The organism is Achromobacter sp. Root83 (assembly GCF_001428845.1).
Lineage (GTDB): Bacteria > Pseudomonadota > Gammaproteobacteria > Burkholderiales > Burkholderiaceae_B > Achromobacter.
This window is the reverse complement of sequence record NZ_LMIU01000023.1, coordinates 49,364-66,232: the sequence shown is the minus strand read 5'-3', so window position 1 is coordinate 66,232 and position 16,869 is coordinate 49,364. Positions and strand designations below refer to the sequence as shown.

16 protein-coding genes are annotated in these 16,869 nt (G+C 65.1%); 3 read left to right on the top strand and 13 right to left on the bottom strand.

From position 1 onward, the window contains the following. Positions 1–14: 14 nt before the first annotated feature. From ASE30_RS19905 to ASE30_RS19895, 3 genes are read right to left on the bottom strand one after another with little or no spacing between them, the layout of a single operon-like run. Positions 15–809: an ABC transporter permease gene (locus ASE30_RS19905; RefSeq protein ID WP_057286010.1), complete on the bottom strand. Its 795-nt coding sequence runs from the start codon at positions 807–809 to the stop codon at positions 15–17. 20 nt (positions 810–829) lie between these two features. Further along, on the bottom strand, positions 830–1,720 hold the full coding sequence (locus ASE30_RS19900; protein WP_057286009.1) for an ABC transporter permease: 891 nt from the start codon (positions 1,718–1,720) through the stop codon (positions 830–832). 1 nt (position 1,721) lies between these two features. Next, entirely contained in the window at positions 1,722–2,795 is a 1,074-nt protein-coding gene (locus ASE30_RS19895) for an ABC transporter ATP-binding protein (protein WP_057286008.1), read from the bottom strand. Positions 2,796–3,009: 214 nt separating this feature from the next. Between ASE30_RS19895 and ASE30_RS19890 the strand changes: the two genes are divergently transcribed. Further along, the gene (locus ASE30_RS19890; RefSeq protein ID WP_057286007.1) at positions 3,010–3,852 is read left to right on the top strand and encodes an IclR family transcriptional regulator; all 843 of its coding nucleotides are present in this window, start codon (positions 3,010–3,012) and stop codon (positions 3,850–3,852) included. 73 nt (positions 3,853–3,925) lie between these two features. Here ASE30_RS19890 and ASE30_RS19885 read toward each other — a convergent pair whose 3' ends face one another. Together ASE30_RS19885 and ASE30_RS19880 are read right to left on the bottom strand one after the other, a co-directional pair. Continuing rightward, positions 3,926–5,089: an alpha-hydroxy acid oxidase gene (locus ASE30_RS19885; RefSeq protein ID WP_057286308.1), complete on the bottom strand. Its 1,164-nt coding sequence runs from the start codon at positions 5,087–5,089 to the stop codon at positions 3,926–3,928. A 206-nt stretch (positions 5,090–5,295) separates the two neighbouring features. After that, positions 5,296–6,192 carry a phytanoyl-CoA dioxygenase family protein gene (locus ASE30_RS19880; protein ID WP_057286006.1) on the bottom strand — a complete coding sequence of 299 codons (897 nt, stop codon included), beginning with the start codon at positions 6,190–6,192 and terminating at the stop codon, positions 5,296–5,298. Positions 6,193–6,353: 161 nt separating this feature from the next. Between ASE30_RS19880 and ASE30_RS19875 the strand changes: the two genes are divergently transcribed. Continuing rightward, entirely contained in the window at positions 6,354–6,650 is a 297-nt protein-coding gene (locus tag ASE30_RS19875; RefSeq protein ID WP_057286005.1) for an acylphosphatase, read from the top strand. A 79-nt stretch (positions 6,651–6,729) separates the two neighbouring features. Here ASE30_RS19875 and ASE30_RS19870 read toward each other — a convergent pair whose 3' ends face one another. From ASE30_RS19870 to ASE30_RS19845, 6 genes are all read right to left on the bottom strand, one after another. Next, entirely contained in the window at positions 6,730–7,635 is a 906-nt protein-coding gene (locus tag ASE30_RS19870) for an EamA family transporter (protein ID WP_057286004.1), read from the bottom strand. 38 nt (positions 7,636–7,673) lie between these two features. Further along, positions 7,674–8,732, bottom strand: coding sequence for a low specificity L-threonine aldolase (locus tag ASE30_RS19865; RefSeq protein WP_057286003.1), 1,059 nt, complete (start codon positions 8,730–8,732; stop codon positions 7,674–7,676). Positions 8,733–8,737: 5 nt separating this feature from the next. Further along, positions 8,738–9,472: an amino acid ABC transporter ATP-binding protein gene (locus ASE30_RS19860; protein ID WP_057286002.1), complete on the bottom strand. Its 735-nt coding sequence runs from the start codon at positions 9,470–9,472 to the stop codon at positions 8,738–8,740. Positions 9,473–9,536: 64 nt separating this feature from the next. Beyond that, on the bottom strand, positions 9,537–10,226 hold the full coding sequence (locus tag ASE30_RS19855) for an amino acid ABC transporter permease (protein ID WP_057286001.1): 690 nt from the start codon (positions 10,224–10,226) through the stop codon (positions 9,537–9,539). Between the two features lie 9 nt (positions 10,227–10,235). Then, positions 10,236–11,003 carry an amino acid ABC transporter permease gene (locus ASE30_RS19850; protein ID WP_057286000.1) on the bottom strand — a complete coding sequence of 256 codons (768 nt, stop codon included), beginning with the start codon at positions 11,001–11,003 and terminating at the stop codon, positions 10,236–10,238. Between the two features lie 98 nt (positions 11,004–11,101). After that, entirely contained in the window at positions 11,102–12,013 is a 912-nt protein-coding gene (locus ASE30_RS19845) for an amino acid ABC transporter substrate-binding protein (RefSeq protein ID WP_057285999.1), read from the bottom strand. A gap of 171 nt (positions 12,014–12,184) precedes the next feature. Here ASE30_RS19845 and ASE30_RS19840 point away from each other — a divergent pair, with 171 nt between their 5' ends. Further along, the gene (locus tag ASE30_RS19840) at positions 12,185–13,117 is read left to right on the top strand and encodes a LysR substrate-binding domain-containing protein (protein WP_082601654.1); all 933 of its coding nucleotides are present in this window, start codon (positions 12,185–12,187) and stop codon (positions 13,115–13,117) included. A 97-nt stretch (positions 13,118–13,214) separates the two neighbouring features. Here the strand turns inward: ASE30_RS19840 and gyrB are convergent, their stop codons facing one another. Both gyrB and dnaN read right to left on the bottom strand, forming a co-directional pair. Further along, positions 13,215–15,662 carry a DNA topoisomerase (ATP-hydrolyzing) subunit B gene (gyrB, locus tag ASE30_RS19835; RefSeq protein WP_057285997.1) on the bottom strand — a complete coding sequence of 816 codons (2,448 nt, stop codon included), beginning with the start codon at positions 15,660–15,662 and terminating at the stop codon, positions 13,215–13,217. 97 nt (positions 15,663–15,759) lie between these two features. Next, entirely contained in the window at positions 15,760–16,869 is a 1,110-nt protein-coding gene (gene dnaN, locus ASE30_RS19830; protein ID WP_057286307.1) for a DNA polymerase III subunit beta, read from the bottom strand.

Here is a 16,869-nt window from a genome sequence, read left to right as displayed (position 1 = left end):
AATCGGCGGCGGCGTCATTTCTGCCCCACCAGTACACGGTCCAGTCCATACACACGGTCGAGCAGCAGCATGGTCACGGCGGTCAGCCCGATGACCAACGCGGACACCGCGGCCATCATCGGGTCGATAGACTCCGTGGCGTACATGTACATGCGCACGGGCAGCGTGATCGTCGACGGGGCGGTGATGAACACCGACATCGTCAATTCGTCGAAGCTGTTGATGAAGGCCAGCAGCCAGCCTCCCGACACGCCCGGGATGATGAGCGGCAAGGTCACCTGGAAGAACACGGTGGCGCGGCTGGCGCCCAGTGACAGGGCCGCGTGCTCGATGGACCGGTCAAAGCCCACCAGCGCGCCGATCACCAGCCGCATCACATAAGGCGTGATGACGACCACATGGCTGGCCACCAGCCACGGGAAACTGCCGGCCATGCCCATCAGCGCGAAAAAGCGCAGCAGCGCCACGCCCAGCACCAGGTGCGGGATCATCAGGGGCGACAGGAACAGGCCGTTCAGGACGTCGCGGCCAGGAAAGCGGTAGCGCGTGATGGCGATGGCCGCGGGCACGGCCAGGCACACGGCGATGCTGGCCGACAGGAAGGCCAGCCACAGGCTGTTCTTGAAGGCCTGCATGAAATTGGGATGCTCGAATACCGCATGAAACCAGCGCAGCGAGAAGTCGGTGGTGGGCACCGTGAGCGTCGTCTCCGGCGTGAACGCGACCAGGCATACGATGACCAGCGGCGCCAACACGAACGCCACCACCAGGAAGTTGAACGCCAGCGCGATGGGACCGTTCTTTTGCATGTTCGATTCCTTGCGCGGGCTCAGCCGAGGCTGCGGCGGTAAGAGCGTTCGACGACGCGGTTGTACGCCATCATGATGATCACGTTGACCACCAGCAGCACGATCGCGATGGCCGCGCCCAGCGGCCAGTTGAGCTCGGTCAGGAACTCGTCGTACACCACGGTCGCCACCATCTTCAGGCGACGTCCGCCGAGCAACGCGGGAATGGCGAACGAACTTGCCGACAGGCCGAAGACGATAAGGCTGCCTGACAGGATGCCGGGCATGGCTTGCGGCAGCACGATGCGTGTCAGCGTCTGGAAGCGCGAGGCATTGAGCGACAGCGCGGCATGCTCGACGGCGGGGTCCAGCTTCTGGAGGGACGTCCAGACGGGAATCACCATGAACGGCAGCATCACGTGCACCAGGCCGATGATGACCGCGGTGGGCGTATACAGCAGCGGCCCCAGTCCCAATGCGGCGGCGGCCTTGCCGATCGCGCCGCCCGGCCCCAGCAGCATGCTCCAGCCGAAGGCGCGCACCACCAGCGAAATCAGCAGCGGCGACAGCACCACCAACAGGAAGATCGAACGCCAGGGCTTGCCCATGCGTGACAGGATGTAGGCCTCGGGCGCGCCGATCAGCACGCAGATCAGCGTGGTGACGCCGGCGATCCAGAAAGTGCGCCAGAAGATCTCCAGGAAGTAGCTGTCGGTCACCACCGCCAGATAGTGTTCGACGGTGTGGCCGGGCTGGATGCCGGTGGCGTAGTCGAACGGGCGGAAGGACAACACGAAGGTCAGCGCCAGCGGCGTCAGCACCAGCGTCAGGAACACGATGGCCAGCGGGATGGAACCCAGGATGGCCAGCATGCCTTCGTTGCGCGGCTTGGCCGCGGCGGCCGCGCCGCCGCGTTGCGTCAGGGTCGCCATGTCAGGCCTCTGCCGCCGCGCCCGCGGGTGCGCGCAATACGCGCAGCACGCCGTCCGCCCAGTCCAGGCCGATCGCCTCGCCGTCGTCGTGCGGGCGGCGGCCGTCGTTAGGGGTCAGGATGGTCAGCGCGCCCACCGGCGAATCCAGGTCGTACATCCATTGGCTGCCCAGGAAATAGCGCGTGTTGACGACGCAGGCCAGCTTGCCTTGTCCGGCCGGCACGGGCACCAGCTTTTCCGGCCGCAGCGACAACTGCACGGTGTCGCCGTGGCGCAGGCCTTCGCCGTCGACAAGCACGCTCAGGGCGCCGGTCTCGACCTCGGCCTGCGCGCCGCAACGCGCCACGCGGCCCGGCAACAGGTTGGTCTTGCCCACGAAGCGCGAAATGAACTCGCTTTGGGGATGTTCGTACATGCGATAGGGCGCATCCACCTGCGTGGCGCGGCCGTCCTGCATGACGACCACGCGGTCGCTGATGGACAGGGCCTCGGCCTGGTCATGCGTGACCATGACGGTGGTGGTCCCGATCTTGCGCTGGATGCCGCGCAGTTCGAACTGCATTTCTTCGCGCAGCTTGGCATCCAGGTTGGACAGGGGTTCGTCCAGCAGCAGCACCGGCGGCCGGATCACCAGCGCGCGCGCCAGCGCCACGCGTTGCCGCTGGCCACCGGAGAGTTCGCGCGGAAACCGGTCCGCATGCTTGTCCAGCTTGACCAGCGCCAGCGCCTCGCGCACGCGATCCTGGCGTTCGGCGCGTTCCACGTTGCGCATCTTCAGGCCGAAGGCGACGTTGTCCGTGACGGTCAGGTGCGGAAACAGCGCATAGCTCTGGAACACGATGCCCAGGCCGCGCGTGTTCGGCTTGGCGTGGGTGATGTCCCGCCCGTCCAGCGTGATCGAGCCTCGCGTCACGTCGGCAAAGCCGGCGATCATCTGCAGGGTGGTGGTCTTGCCGCAACCCGACGGCCCCAGCAGGGAAACGAACTCGCCCTTTTCAACCGACAGATTCAGGTCGGAGACGACGCGCAGGTCGCCGTAGTTCTTGGAGACATCGTCCAGCCGCAGAAATGACATATTCCAAACCCCGTAGCCCTAGCGGGCCTTGCGCCGCCAGGTGTTCGCCGCTCGGGCGCCCCTGAAGGCTTGTTCGATGGGGCAGTCTAGAAGTGGCCAAAACTTCGGGTCAATTAGGGTTTTCCGAAGAATCGAATTTTTGGTTCTGTATTTCCATTCAATCGAATTTCCTGATAAAAATACGACTAGATATTTTGATTATCGGAAATACATAATGAAGAAATCAGAAGCGCTCGACGAATCCAGCGGCCTGGGCGTGTTGCAGCGCGCGTTCGCCGTGCTGCGCGTGCTGGCCGACGCCAAGGGCGAAAAGCTGCGCCTGACCGATATCGCCGCCCGCACCGGCCAGGCCCAGGCCACCGTGCACCGCGTGCTGCAGGGGCTGATGCAGGAAGGCGTGGTGGAACAGCCGGCGCAAAGCAAGGGCTATCAACTGAGCGTGGCCTTCTTCTCCCTGGCCGCCGCCGCCGGCAATCACCAGTCAAGCCTGCGGACCCTGTACCGGCCTGCCTTGCTGCGCTTGTCCGGCATGCTTAACGACACCATCTTCCTGTTGGTGCGCAGCGGCTTCGATGCCGTATGCGTGGACCGCGTGGACGGCGCTTTCCCCGTGCGCTCGCACACGGGCGATATCGGCGGCCGTGTGCCGCTGGGCATGGGCCAGGGCGGCCTGGTGCTGCTGGCCAGCCTGCCCGAGGCCGAGCGCGAAGAAGTTATCCGCTTCAACATCCCGCGGCTGCACCACCTGGGTTTCGTGGACGAGATTTCCATGCGGGTGCGCATCAAGGAATGCCTGGAACTGCGTTATGCGCGCAGCCAGGGCCAAGGCGTGTTTCCCAACATCGCGGGGCTGGCGGTGCCGGTCCAGGACCCGAACGGCGTCACCGTCGCGGCCCTGAGCGTGGCCGCCCCTCTTGAACGCATCAGCGATGAACGCCTGCCCCTGATCGTGGAAATGCTGCGCCGCGAGGCCGACGCCGTCGGGGCGCAGATCAACCCCTTCGACCCGGCCTTGCGTCGCCCCAGCCAGTTCCTGGGAGCCGGCAACGGCGCTTGAACCGCCGGGGCGCGCCCCAAAAAATACGGCCCGGACATCGCTGTCCGGGCCGTGTCCCCACGCGGGGCGTGACTCAGTTCGGATACGTGCCCGGCAGCAGGATGCTGCGGTCGCCGGGCTCGATCGAGCGGCGGCCGCACAGCGCCATCGTCGTGTCCATTTCCTTGTACAGGATCTCCAGCGTGCGGGTCACGCCAGCCTGGCCGTATGCGCCCAGGCCATACAGGAAGGCGCGGCCGATCATGGTGCCGCGGGCGCCCAGCGCCACGGCCTTCAGGATGTCCTGGCCCGAGCGGATGCCGCCGTCCATCCATACTTCGATCTTCGAGCCGACAGCGTCCGCGATCGACGGCAGGGCCGCGATCGACGACATGGCGCCGTCAAGCTGGCGGCCGCCGTGGTTGCTGACGATGAGCGCGTCGGCGCCGCTATTGGCGGCGAGGTGCGCGTCTTCCACGTCGAGGATGCCCTTGATGATGAGCTTGCCGCCCCAGCGCTGCTTGATCCATTCCACGTCATCCCAGCTCAGGCGGGGATCGAATTGCTCGGCCGTCCAGGACGACAGCGACGACAGGTCGCTCACGCCCTTGGCGTGGCCCACGATGTTGCCGAAGGTACGGCGCTTGGTCCCCAGCATGCCCATGCACCAGCGCGGCTTGGTCGCCAGGTTGATCAGGTTGGCCAGCGTGGGCTTGGGCGGCGTCGACAGGCCGTTCTTGATGTCCTTGTGGCGCTGGCCCAGGATCTGCAGGTCAAGCGTCAGGACCAGCGCCGAGCAGCCAGCGGCCTTGGCGCGGTCGATAAGGTTGGCCACGAATTCGCGGTCGCGCATCACGTAGAGCTGGAACCAGAACGGCTTCTTGGTGGCTTGCGCCACGTCTTCCAGCGAGCAGATGCTCATGGTGGACAGGGTGAACGGCACGCCGAAATCGGCTGCCGCCTTGGCCGCCAGGATCTCGCCATCGGCATGCTGCATGCCGGTCAGGCCCGTAGGCGAAATCGCCAGCGGCATGACCACGTCCTGGCCCACCATGGTGGTGCGCAGCGACCGGCCTTCCATGTTCACCGCCACGCGCTGGCGCAGCTTGATCTTGTGAAAGTCGCTTTCATTGGCGCGGTACGTGCCTTCGGTCCAGGCGCCGGAATCGGCGTAGTCGTAGAACATGCGCGGCACGCGCTTCTGCGCGACAACGCGCAAATCTTCGATGCAGGTGATCGTAGAAAGGTTAGCGGTCATGGAGTGGTCTGTGGAATGGTTGGGGTGCGCTAGCTGCGACTTGTTTTTTTGCTTCAGGGCCGCCAGCCGTGGGCAGCCTTGCCGCCGCGCCAGGCGTAAACGCCGCGCGGCGCCGCCCAGTATACGCGCCGAGGCCGGCAAGCGTCGCTTGCCGGCCCCGTTCGCCCCCCTTGCGCAAGGGCTCTACGGCCCCTGCACGCCCAGCCCTATCGCGGCCACACTTTGCTGACCGCGCGTATCGTTGCCCACGCTACCCAGCGCGGGCTGGTGAGCCGCGCGCCCGGCAGGCGCCGCATCACGTCCACCGCCAGCCCGCCGCGCTTGTGCCATTGCTTCTTGCGCGTCTGGCTGTCGGTCCAGCGGCCTTCCAGCCACGGAAACTCGCGGCGCCCGGGCTTGTAGACCGGCGGCGTGTTGTAGATGAGGATGTAAGCCAGACGCGGCGACTGTGACGTGTTGGGGCCCGTGAAATGCAGCGTGCGGGCGTCATGGACGGTGATGCCGCCCGGGTCCAGCGGCTCGGCCACCGCCTGCTCGCGCGGAAAATCACCGCAGCATTCCAGCGGATGCAGGGTCTTGTCCCCCCCCGGCGAGCGATGCTCCAGCACGTCCCATTTGTTCGAGCCGGGCATGAACTGCATGCAGCCGTTTTCGATCGTGGCCGGCTGCAGCGCCAGCCAGATGCTGAGTTCGTTGTAGATGAAGTCCGGCGACCGGAAGGCCTCGTCCTGGTGCCAGGGCGTTTCGGGACCGTGCGGGCCCGGCTTGAGCAAGGCATGCTCGCCGTAGAGCGCGGCTTGCGGGCCGAGCAATTGGCGGGCAAGCTCCAGCGTACGCTCGTGATACACGGTCTTCAGGATGCCCGGGGCATAATGGCGCGGATCGTGCAGGCTAGGAAATTTGGCGGGCTTGGACGGATCGTCCCGGCTCACGAAGTCATACTGCGCGCCTTCGTTGTAGCCGGTCTTGTTCGCGAACAGGTCGAGCAGGGTTCGCCGGATATACCCCACTTCGTCCTGCGGGCACATATCCTTCAGGGCTAGGTAGCCCTGATCCCTGTAGCGCGCTGTCTCGGCTTCCGACAACAAACTGGTCTCTTCCATAATGGCTTCTCCAAGCTCTAGTAGTGGGCGTTTCCGCTGGCACGTTTTGACATGTGCTCTAACGTATCGCTTCGAAGCCCGCCGGGCCTATAGACCATCCGCTGTAGCCGGTTCCGCCTACGTACCTCGCGGCGCGCGGCACATCATCCGAAGGACATCCCATGCAAGACCCTAAAGCCGATTCCCATCTCGAAACCGTCCACGTCACCGTCAGCGGCACGGTGCAAGGCGTGGGTTATCGCCACGCCACGGTGCGGCGCGCCCATTTGCTGGGGGCGAGGGGCTGGGTGCAGAACATGCTGGACGGCACGGTGGAAGCCCTGATTCAGGGCACGCCGGACCAGGTGGATCACATGTTGGAGTGGCTGAGGCGCGGCCCCCCGGGCGCGTACGTCACCGAGATGACCACGCGCCGGGAGTACACCGATAAGCGTTACATCCGCTTCGAACAACTCTAGGGTGCCAACGTCCCTAGGAAATTTGACGTAGTCCGATCCGCCGAAGCGTTGAAACGCGGCCGGTAGCCGTGGCGGAAATTCAGCGGGTGCGCAGCCAGCGTCCGCCGACCTGGTTGATGACCAGTCCCGCCAGCACGCATGCCGCGCCCAGCCACTGCAAGGGCTGCAACCGTTCGTCAAACGCCATGGACGCGGCCCACAGTCCCACCACCGGGACCAGCAACGAGAACGGCGCCACCTTCGCGGCCGGGTGGCGCGTCAGCAACTGCGTCCACAGGGTATAGGCCAGCAGCGTGGCCAGCACCGCCAGGTAAAGCACCGACAGCGCCTCGCCCCAGCCCATGCCCGTCACCATGCCCACCACGGGCTCCCAGCCGTCGATCAGCACCGCCAGCAACAGGAAGGGCAGCACGGGCGCGGCGCTGCTCCAGGCGATGAATGCAAACGGGTCGTAGCCGGGCGCCTTGCGGCTGGCCAGCCGCACGATCATGTTCGACACGGCCCACATGAATGCGCCGCCAAGCGTCAACACGAAGCCCAGCATCGTCATCTGGTCCGGCCCTTCGCCGCGCCCCCCGGCAATGACCGCCAGACCCAGCGCGGCCACGCCCAACCCGATCCAGTGATGGCGCCGCGCGTGCTCATGCAGCACCGGCGCCGCCAGCAGCAGCGTGAAGAACGCCTGGGTCTGGATGACCAGCGAGGCCATGCCGGCAGGCATGCCGAACTTCAGTGCCGTGAAGAGCAGGCCGAACTGGCCCAGGCCCTGCACCAGCCCATAGGCCGCGATCCAGTGCCACGGCAGCCGCGGCATGCGCACGAAGAGAATGAGAGGGAAGGCGGCCAGCGCGAACCGCAGGGCGCCCAGCATCATGGGGGACAAGCCCCGCATGCCGACTTTCATGACAACGAAATTCAGACCCCAGATGACTACGACCGCCAATGCGCAGAGATAGTCTTTTCGGGAAAGGTGGGTGCTGGACATGCGGCATTATCGCATCGCGCACCCCAAAATATCCTGAATCAGCGGCCGTTCAACACGGTGGCAAAGGCCCGCACGGCCGCATCGACGCCGTCGTCGTCGATATGCCGGTGCGTCACGCAACGCAGCCGCGTGCGGCCCCACGGACGGGTCAGCACGCCTTCGGCCTGAAGCGCCGCGACCCACTCAGCATTGCTCATGCCGGTGTCGGCGGTCTCGACCTGCACGATATTGGTTTGCGGCACGGTCGCCGTCAGCGCCGGCGCCAGCCGGTTGATGCCATCGCTCAGGCGGCGTGCGCGGACGTGGTCCTCGGCCAGCCGTTCGCCCATGGCCTGCACGCCTTCCAGGCCCGCCGCCGCCATGATCCCCGACTGACGCTGCGTGCCTCCCAGCATCCGGCGCAACACGCGCGCCTTGGCCACGACGGACTGGCTGCCCGCCAGCACCGCGCCTACCGGCGCGCTCAGCCCCTTGGACAGGCAAAGGGACACTGTGTCCGCATGGCGCCCGATGTCTGCCGGCGGCACACCCAGCGCCACGGCCGCGTTGAACAGGCGCGCGCCATCCAGGTGCACGGACACGCCGGCCGCGCGGGCCATGCCGTACACGGCCTGCATATGGTCCAGCGGCAGCACCGCGCCGCCCGCATTGTTGTGCGAGGTCTCCATGGCCACGAGCGATGTCTTCAGTTTGTGCCCGCCGGCCTCCAGCGCGTCTTCCAGGCGGTTCAGGTCCATCGCGCCATCGGCGCCGGACACGCCCTGGTAGAACAAGCCGGTGAACGTGGCCGCGCCCCGCTCAGACGTATACATGTGGGCGGACGATTCCAGCACCACCTGCTCGCTGCGCTGGGTCTGCGCCAGCACGGCCAGCAGGTTGGCCATGGTGCAACTGGGCACGAACAGCCCGGCTTCCTTGCCCAGGCAGGCTGCCACGTGGGTTTCCAACGCGCGCACGGTGGGGTCGCCATCCAGGCCGTCGTCGCCAATCGGCGCGGTGCGCATGCGCTCGTACATGGCCGCGGTGGGGTGGGTGACCGTATCGCTGCGCAGGTCGACGGGCGGGCTTGGGAGGGCGGCGGGGTTCCGCTGGGTCATGGCTTTCAATGCTGCAGAATTTTGGAAAGAAACTGGCGCGTACGCGGGGCACGCTCCTCTACATTGCCGAAGAACTGCTCCTTGGGGCAGTCCTCCACAATCTTGCCGCCGTCCATGAAGATCACACGGTCGGCGACGCGGCGGGCGAATCCCATCTCGTGGGTGACGACCATCATCGTCATGCCTTCGCCAGCCAGGTCGGTCATCACATCCAGCACTTCGTTGACCATCTCGGGGTCCAGCGCCGACGTGGGTTCGTCGAACAGCATCACGACCGGGTCCATCGACAGCGCGCGGGCAATCGCCACCCGCTGCTGCTGGCCGCCCGAGAGCTCGCCCGGGTGCTTGTCCTTGTGCGCCGACAGGCCCACGCGCTCGAGCAGCGCCAGCGCGCGCTGGCGCGCTTCGTCCTTGCCGCGCTTGAGCACCTTGACCTGGCCGAGGCACAGATTCTCGGTCACGGACAGATGGGGAAACAGCTCGAAGTGCTGGAACACCATGCCGGCCACCGCGCGCAGCTTGGGCAGGTTGGTGCGCGGGTCGCCCACCGAAACGCCGTTGACCACGATATCGCCCTTCTGGAAGGGTTCCAGGGCATTCACGGTCTTGATCAGCGTGGACTTGCCGGAACCGGACGGCCCGCACACCACGACGACCTCGCCACGGCGCACGGTGGCCGAGCATTCGTCCAGCACCTGGAAGTCGCCGTACCACTTGCTGACCTGCCGGATCTCGATCATCGGGGGATTCGAAGAGAGTTGCATCGTTGAACCTGTGTATGACTAGGGGGCCGCAACGGGCGGCTCAGCGCAGCACCCGCGTGCGCTTTTCCAGCCGTTTGACCAGACGCGATGCCGTGAAGCAAATCACGAAATACACCACCGCCACGAAGAGATAAAGCTCCACCAGCCGCCCGTCGCGCTGGCCGATCTTGGACGCCGCGCCCAGGAAGTCCGTCAACGACAGCACATAGACCAGCGAGGTGTCCTGGAACAGGATGATGACGCGCGTCAGCAGCGCCGGCACCATGTTGCGGAAGGCCTGCGGCAGCACCACGTAGCGCATGCCCTGCCAGTGGTTCAGGCCGAGCGCCATGCTGGCCGACACCTGGCCGCGCGCGATCGACTGAATGCCCGCGCGCATGATTTCGCAGAAGTACGCGGCCTCGAACAGCGTGAAGGTGATGACCGCGGAATTGAACGCCCCCACCCGCAGCGGCGTGGGTGAACCCACGATCCACGCGGCGATGTAAGGCACCAGGAAGTAGAACCAGAAGATCACCAACAGCAACGGGATCGACCGCATCACATTCACGTAGATGCCCGCGGGCACCGACAGCACCTTGAAGCGCGACAGCCGCATCATCGCCAGCAGCGTGCCCAACGCCAGCCCCATCACCGCCGCCAGCGCGGTCAGCGTCAGCGTGAACGTCATGCCCGTCTGGAACAGGTACGGCAGCGCGGTCCAGATAACGTCGAAATCGAATTTGCCCATGCCGGTTCCCTAGCGTCCCTGGCCGGCAGGGCCATTCCTGGCCGCCGAACCGATCAATCCGGGAACCGCGACGTGGCGTTCGAGCATGCGCATGCCCAGCACGACGATGCCGTTGAGGATCAGATAGATGACCGTCGCGGCCGAGAACGCCTCGAAAATGTGGAAACTGAACTCCTGCATGGAGCGCGCCTGTCCGGTCAGTTCGAGCAGGCCGATCGTCAGCGCCACCGACGAATACTTGATGGTGCCCATGAATTCGGACGTCAAGGGCGGGAGCACGATGCGGAAGGCTTCAGGCAGGATGATGTGGCGGTAGACCTGCGCCTCGGTCAGGCCCAGCGCGGTGCCCGCCTGGAACTGGCCGCGCGGCAAGGACTGTATGCCGGCGCGCACCTGCTCTGCCACCCGCGCCGCCCCATAAAACCCCAGGCACAGCACGGCGGGCACGAACTGCCCCCACGGCTGCGGCATCTGCTTCATGGCCAGGCCCCACGCGTGCGGAAGCAGTTCGGGCAGCACGAAATACCACAGGAACATCTGAACCAGCAGCGGCACATTGCGGAATATCTCCACGTACGTGGCGCCGATGGCGTTCATCGGACGGGACTGCGCCGTGCGCATCACGGCCAGCCAGGATCCCAGCAACAGCGAAAAGACCCAGGCCGTCAGGGCCAGCGCCAGCGTCCATCCCACGCCGATCAGGATCGTTTCCAGGAAGGTATGCACGCCGTCCGGCGACATCTCCAGGAAGACGCTCCAACTCCAGTTGTAATTCATGCCCGTGCCCTTGATCGCGGCACCGGCCGCGCCAGGCAGCCGGTGTCCTTACCCCGATGTGCGCCGCGGAGCGCCCCGCGCCCCGCGCAAACCCAGCGTTACTCGTACACCTTGGGGTCGCCCGAATCGGTCGGCTTGGCCAGCGCGCGCTTCAGGGCGTCGCTCATCGGGTACTTCAGGTTGATCTGCTTGGGCGGAATCGGCGAATTGAAGTACTTGTCGTACAGCGCCGCAACCTTGCCGGTCTTGATCAGGTCCAGCACGGCGTCGTCCACCACCTTCTTGAAGGCGGGGTCGTCCTTGGGCTCCATGATGCCGTACGGCGCCATTTCCAGGCCTTTGGTGCCGATCACGAAAGCATCGGGGTTCTTGGACGACGCCACGGCGCCGTAGGCGATGCCGTCATCGTTGGCCGAGCCCGCGGCGCGGCCCGATTCCACCATCAGGATGGTTTCGGCCGTGTCCTTGGTGGGCGCCATCGAGATGCCCAGATTGCCTTGCGCGTTGAGTTGCGAGATCAGCTTGAACGTCTGTCCGCCCGCTTGCGCGGCGATGGATTTGCCGCGGAAGGAGCTCAGGTCGTTGGGGTCCACGCCGCCGTCCTTGCGCGCCACCAGCACCACTTGCGCCACGAAGGTCGTGGGCGCGAAGGACACCAGCTTGTGGCGGGCTTCGTTGTTGGTGGTGTTGCCGCATTCCAGGTCGATCGTACCGTTGGCCAGCAGCGGGATGCGCGTGGCGGACGTCGTCGGGTTGTAGCGGACTTCAAGCTTGGGCAGCTTCAGCGCGGCTTTCACGTATTGGGCGACTTCCTGGCAGATCTCCACCGTGTACCCGATCGGCTTCTGGTTGCCGTCCAGATAGGCGAACGGAACCGAGGTTTCGGGGTGGCCCAGGGTGATGACGCCGGTTTCCCGGATCTTGTCCAGGCGGCTGGGACCTTCGGCGTGAGCGGACGCGGCGCTGCCCAGCAGGGCGGCGGCGACGGACATCGCGGCTAGTGCTTTCATCTGATTCCCTTGGCGCCGTGCGTGCGGCGCGTGTTTATGTTCACGATCGGCGGCTCCAGACTGTTGGATAACCGCCGCGTCCCGCGATGAGCCCCGCGGCTGGCAAAAAGTATCAACTAGCAGTATGGTTTTATCCAGTTCCAATCGGGTATTCCTCTATACGGATTTGATATGGCCATTCCACGGATGGGCTTAAGACACATCGAAGCGTTCCGCGCCGTCATGATGACCGGTTCCATGACCGCCGCCGCGCGCCGCGTGCATACCTCGCAGCCGCACGTTAGCCGCTTAATTGCGCAATTGGAAGCCATCACCCAGTTCCCCCTGTTCGACCGCAACGGCAGCCGCCTGAGCCCCACGCAGGACGGATCGCGCTTCTTTCAGGAAGTGGAAAAGACGTTCATCGGCCTGGCCGGCCTGGAATCGGCCGCGGCCAGCATCCGCTCCTTCAGCGCCAGCCGCCTGAGCGTGGCCGCCATGCCGCGCCTGGCCGGCGGCCTGCTGGCGCGCATCGTCGCGGCCTTCAAGACGGAATACCCGGACGTCATGGTCTCCATCCATTCCGGCAACGCCAGCACCGTGCACAACTGGATCAGTTCAGGGTTCTGCGACACCGGACTGGCCATGCTTTCGGGCGAGACGCCTGGCATCCAGGTCGAGCCCGTGCTGACGATGAATTGCGTGGCCGTGCTGCCCAAGGGACACCGCCTGACCAAGCTGAAAAAACTCAAGCCGGCGGACTTTGCGGGTGAGCCCTTCATCGCCTTCCCCAGCGGCACGCCGCTGCGCGAACGGATCGACGCGGTCTTCAAGTCCGCCAAGGTGGAACGCCATACGGTGGCCGAGGCCGGGCTGGGCTCATCGGTCTGCGCCCTGGTCGGCGCGGGCCTGGGCGTGGCGCTGATCAATCCGCTGGCCGCGCGCGAGGAATACGAGGCCAACGGAGTCGAAGTCCGGCCATTCAGCCCGGCCGTGGCGGTCACGGTCGCGCTGCTATACCCGCCGTACCACACGCGCACGCGTCTGGTCAGCGTCTTCTCGCGCTACGCCCATCAACTCATGCAGGAAGAAATGGCGGACCTGAAGGCGCGGCCGCAGCGCTGAAGGCCCTGCCTAGGCCCGTGGCAAGGCCCATGGCAAGACCCAGAAACGCGAAGGCCAGCCCGATCGGGCTGGCCTTCGAAGAACGCGATGCTCGCGATCAGGCGTCGATATTGCCCGCCGACAGCGCGTGCGCTTCAATGAACGCGCGGCGCGGTTCGACGTCATCGCCCATCAGGGTGGTGAAGACCTCGTCGGCCGCAATGGCGTCCTCGATCTGCACGCGCAGCAGGCGGCGCACCTTCGGGTCCATCGTGGTTTCCCACAGCTGTTCCGGGTTCATTTCACCCAGGCCCTTGTAGCGTTGCTTCGAGATGCTGCGGTCGGCTTCGCTGCGCAGCCATTGCATGGCTTCGCGGAAATCCGACACCGTCTGTTCCTTGCGCTTTTCGCCTTCGCCGCGCGCGGCCAGCGAACGCGAACCGACCTTGCCCAGGAAGCTCTTGGCCGCCTTGGACAGGACGGCGTAGTCCGAACCGTTGACGAAGTCGGCGTCGATGATGCTGACGCGCACGTTGCCGTGGTGCATGCGCTGCACCGACAGGCGATGGCGTTCGGTGGCCTCGTCGAACTGCGGCACCACTTCCACGCCGTTGCCGCTGACCGGGTCACGCATGGCGTCAGCCAAGCGCTTGGCGGAGTCGGCGGTGGATTCAGCCGATTCCAGGTTGATCTCAACGCCTTCGGCCATGGCCGACAGCGCGCCCACGTCAAATACCTTCGCCAAACGTGCGATGACGCCGTCAGCCGCCACGTATTGGCTGGCCAGATCGGTCAGTTCTTCGCCGCGGATGATGTTGCCACCCGAGATAATCTCGGCATCCTTCAGCGCCAGCTGCAGCATGAACTGCGCTTCTTCCTGGTCGTCCTTCAGATAGCGTTCGTCGCGGCCGACCTTGACCTTGTACAGCGGCGGCTGGGCGATATACACATAGCCTCGCTGCACCAGTTCGGGCATCTGGCGATACAGCAGCGTCAGCAGCAGGGTGCGGATGTGCGCGCCGTCCACGTCCGCGTCGGTCATGATGATCAGGCGGTGATAGCGCAGCTTGTCCACGTTGAAATCGGGGCCGATGCTGGTGCCCAGCGCCGTGATCAGCGTGGCGATCTGCTCGCTGGCGATCAGGCGGTCAAAGCGCGCCTTCTCGACGTTCAGCACCTTGCCGCGCAGCGGCAGGATGGCCTGGAACTTGCGGTCGCGGCCTTGCTTGGCCGAGCCGCCTGCGGAGTCGCCCTCGACGATGTACAGCTCGCACAGCGCCGGATCTTTTTCCTGGCAATCGGCCAGCTTGCCGGGCAGGCCGGCGCCTTCCAGCACGCTCTTGCGGCGCGTCATCTCGCGCGCCTTGCGCGCGGCCTCGCGGGCGCGGGCGGCTTCGACGATCTTGTTGCAGAGCGCCTTGGCGTCGTTCGGGTGTTCCAGCAGCCAGGTTTCCAGCGTGCGGGCCACGGCCTCTTCAACGGCCGGACGAACTTCGCTGGAAACCAGCTTGTCCTTGGTCTGGCTGCTGAACTTGGGCTCGGGCACCTTCACCGACAGCACGCAGGCCAGGCCTTCGCGCATGTCGTCGCCGGACGTCTCGACCCGGGCCTTCTTGGCCAGCTCGTTGTCGGCGATGTACTTGTTCAGGATGCGCGTCATGGCCGCGCGCAGGCCCGTCAAGTGCGAGCCGCCGTCGCGCTGCGGAATGTTGTTGGTGAAGCACAGCACGCTTTCGCTGTAGCTGTCGTTCCACTGCATCGCCACTTCCACGCCGACCGACACGCCGCCGGCCGCGGACTCGGTGCTGACCGAGAACACGTTCGGATGCAGCACGGTCTTGGCGCGGTTGATGTATTCGACGAAACCCTTCACGCCGCCCGAGAACGCAAAGTTCTCTTCCTTGCCCTGGCGCTGATCAACCAGGCGGATTTTCACGCCGTTGTTCAGGAACGAGAGCTCGCGCAGGCGCTTGGAGAGGATCTCGTAGTGGTATTCGATATTGTTGAAGATCAGCGGGTCGGCCAGGAAGCGCACTTCGGTGCCGCGCTTGTCGGTCGTGCCGGTCACTGCCAGGGGCGCGACGCGCTCGCCTTGGCGGAATTCCATCTGGTGCACTTCGCCGTTGCGGCGGATGGTCAGGCGCAGCCATTCGGACAGGGCGTTCACGCAGGACACGCCCACGCCGTGCAGGCCGCCGGACACCTTGTAGGAGTTCTGGTCGAACTTGCCGCCGGCGTGCAGCTCGGTCATGACGATTTCGGCCGCGCTGCGGTGGAATTCGTCTTCCTTGTGGATATCGGTCGGGATGCCCCGGCCGTTATCGGTGACCGAAATGGAATTGTCGGTGTGGATCGTCACGACGATATCGTCGCAATGGCCGGCCAGGGCTTCGTCGATGGCGTTATCCACGACTTCGAACACCATGTGGTGCAAGCCTGTGCCGTCGGACGTGTCGCCGATATACATGCCGGGGCGCTTGCGCACGGCCTCCAGCCCCTTGAGCATCTTGATCGAGTCAGCGCCGTAGCCGCTGGTCTCGGGAGTGGTGTTCTGCTGATCTGACATGTCTGTATCGATAACGCTTCAAAGAACGGCCTGGCGGCCGGACCGCCCACGAGCCATCAGGCCCGCAAGCGGCACAAACCCACAAATTGGGCGCGGATCAAATCCGCATGGGCATGACGACGTACTTGAACTGGTCGTCTTCGGGCAGGGTGATGAGCGCCGACGCGTTGGCGTCGGGCATGACCGACCACTGGATATTGTCGACTTTCACGTTGGCCAGCACGTCAAGCAAATAGCCCACGTTAAAGCCCACATCCAGTGCTTCATGGCTGTAGTCGATGTCGATTTCTTCCTGCGCCTCTTCCTGCTCGGCGTTGGAAGACGAGATCTTCATCTGGTTCTGCGCCAACTGCAGGCGCACACCCTTGAACTTGTCCGTGGTCAGGATGGCGGCGCGCTGCAGGCTGCCCTGGAGCGCTTCGCGCCCAACCAGGAAGTGGCGCGTGTAGTTCGTGGGAATCACACGCGTGAAATCGGGGAACTTGCCTTCAACCAGCTTGGACACCAGTTCGACGTCGCCAAAGCGGAAGCGGATCTGGCCCGGCGCCACATCGATGGAGACCACCTCGTCGGAGTCTTCCAGCAGGCGCTGCATTTCCAGCACGGTCTTGCGCGGCACGATCACTTCATGGCGTTCGGCGATGCCGTCGGCTTCCGTCGAGCAGTGCGCCAGGCGGTGGCCATCGGTGGCGACGGCGCGCACGCGGCCGGGTTCAAACACCAGCAGCATGCCGTTCAGGTAATAACGGATGTCCTGTTGGGCCATGGCGAAGTGCACCATGTTGAACAGGTGGCGCAACGTGCGTTGCGGCATCGTCAGCGAGACGTCCCACTGCTCGGGCTGGGCCACGGTGGGGAACTCGCTGGCGGCCAGCGTCTGCAGCGCGAAGCGGCTCTTGGCCGACTGCACCGACAGCTTGTTGCTCGCCAGCGCCAGGCGCACGTCGCCCGTGTCCGGCAGCGCCTTCAGGATGTCCAGCAACTTGCGAGCCGCGACCGTGGTGGACTCGTTGTCCTGGCCCACGCCGAAGTCGGCATGAGTGGTGATCTGCACTTCCAGGTCGGTCGCAATGAAGGCAACCTTATTGCCTTCCTTGCGCATCAGGATGTTCGCAAGAATGGGCAGGGTATGGCGTCTTTCGACGATGCCCGCCACAGTCGATAGCGGTTTCAGCAATGCATCGCGTGTGGTTTGTACGAGTTGCAT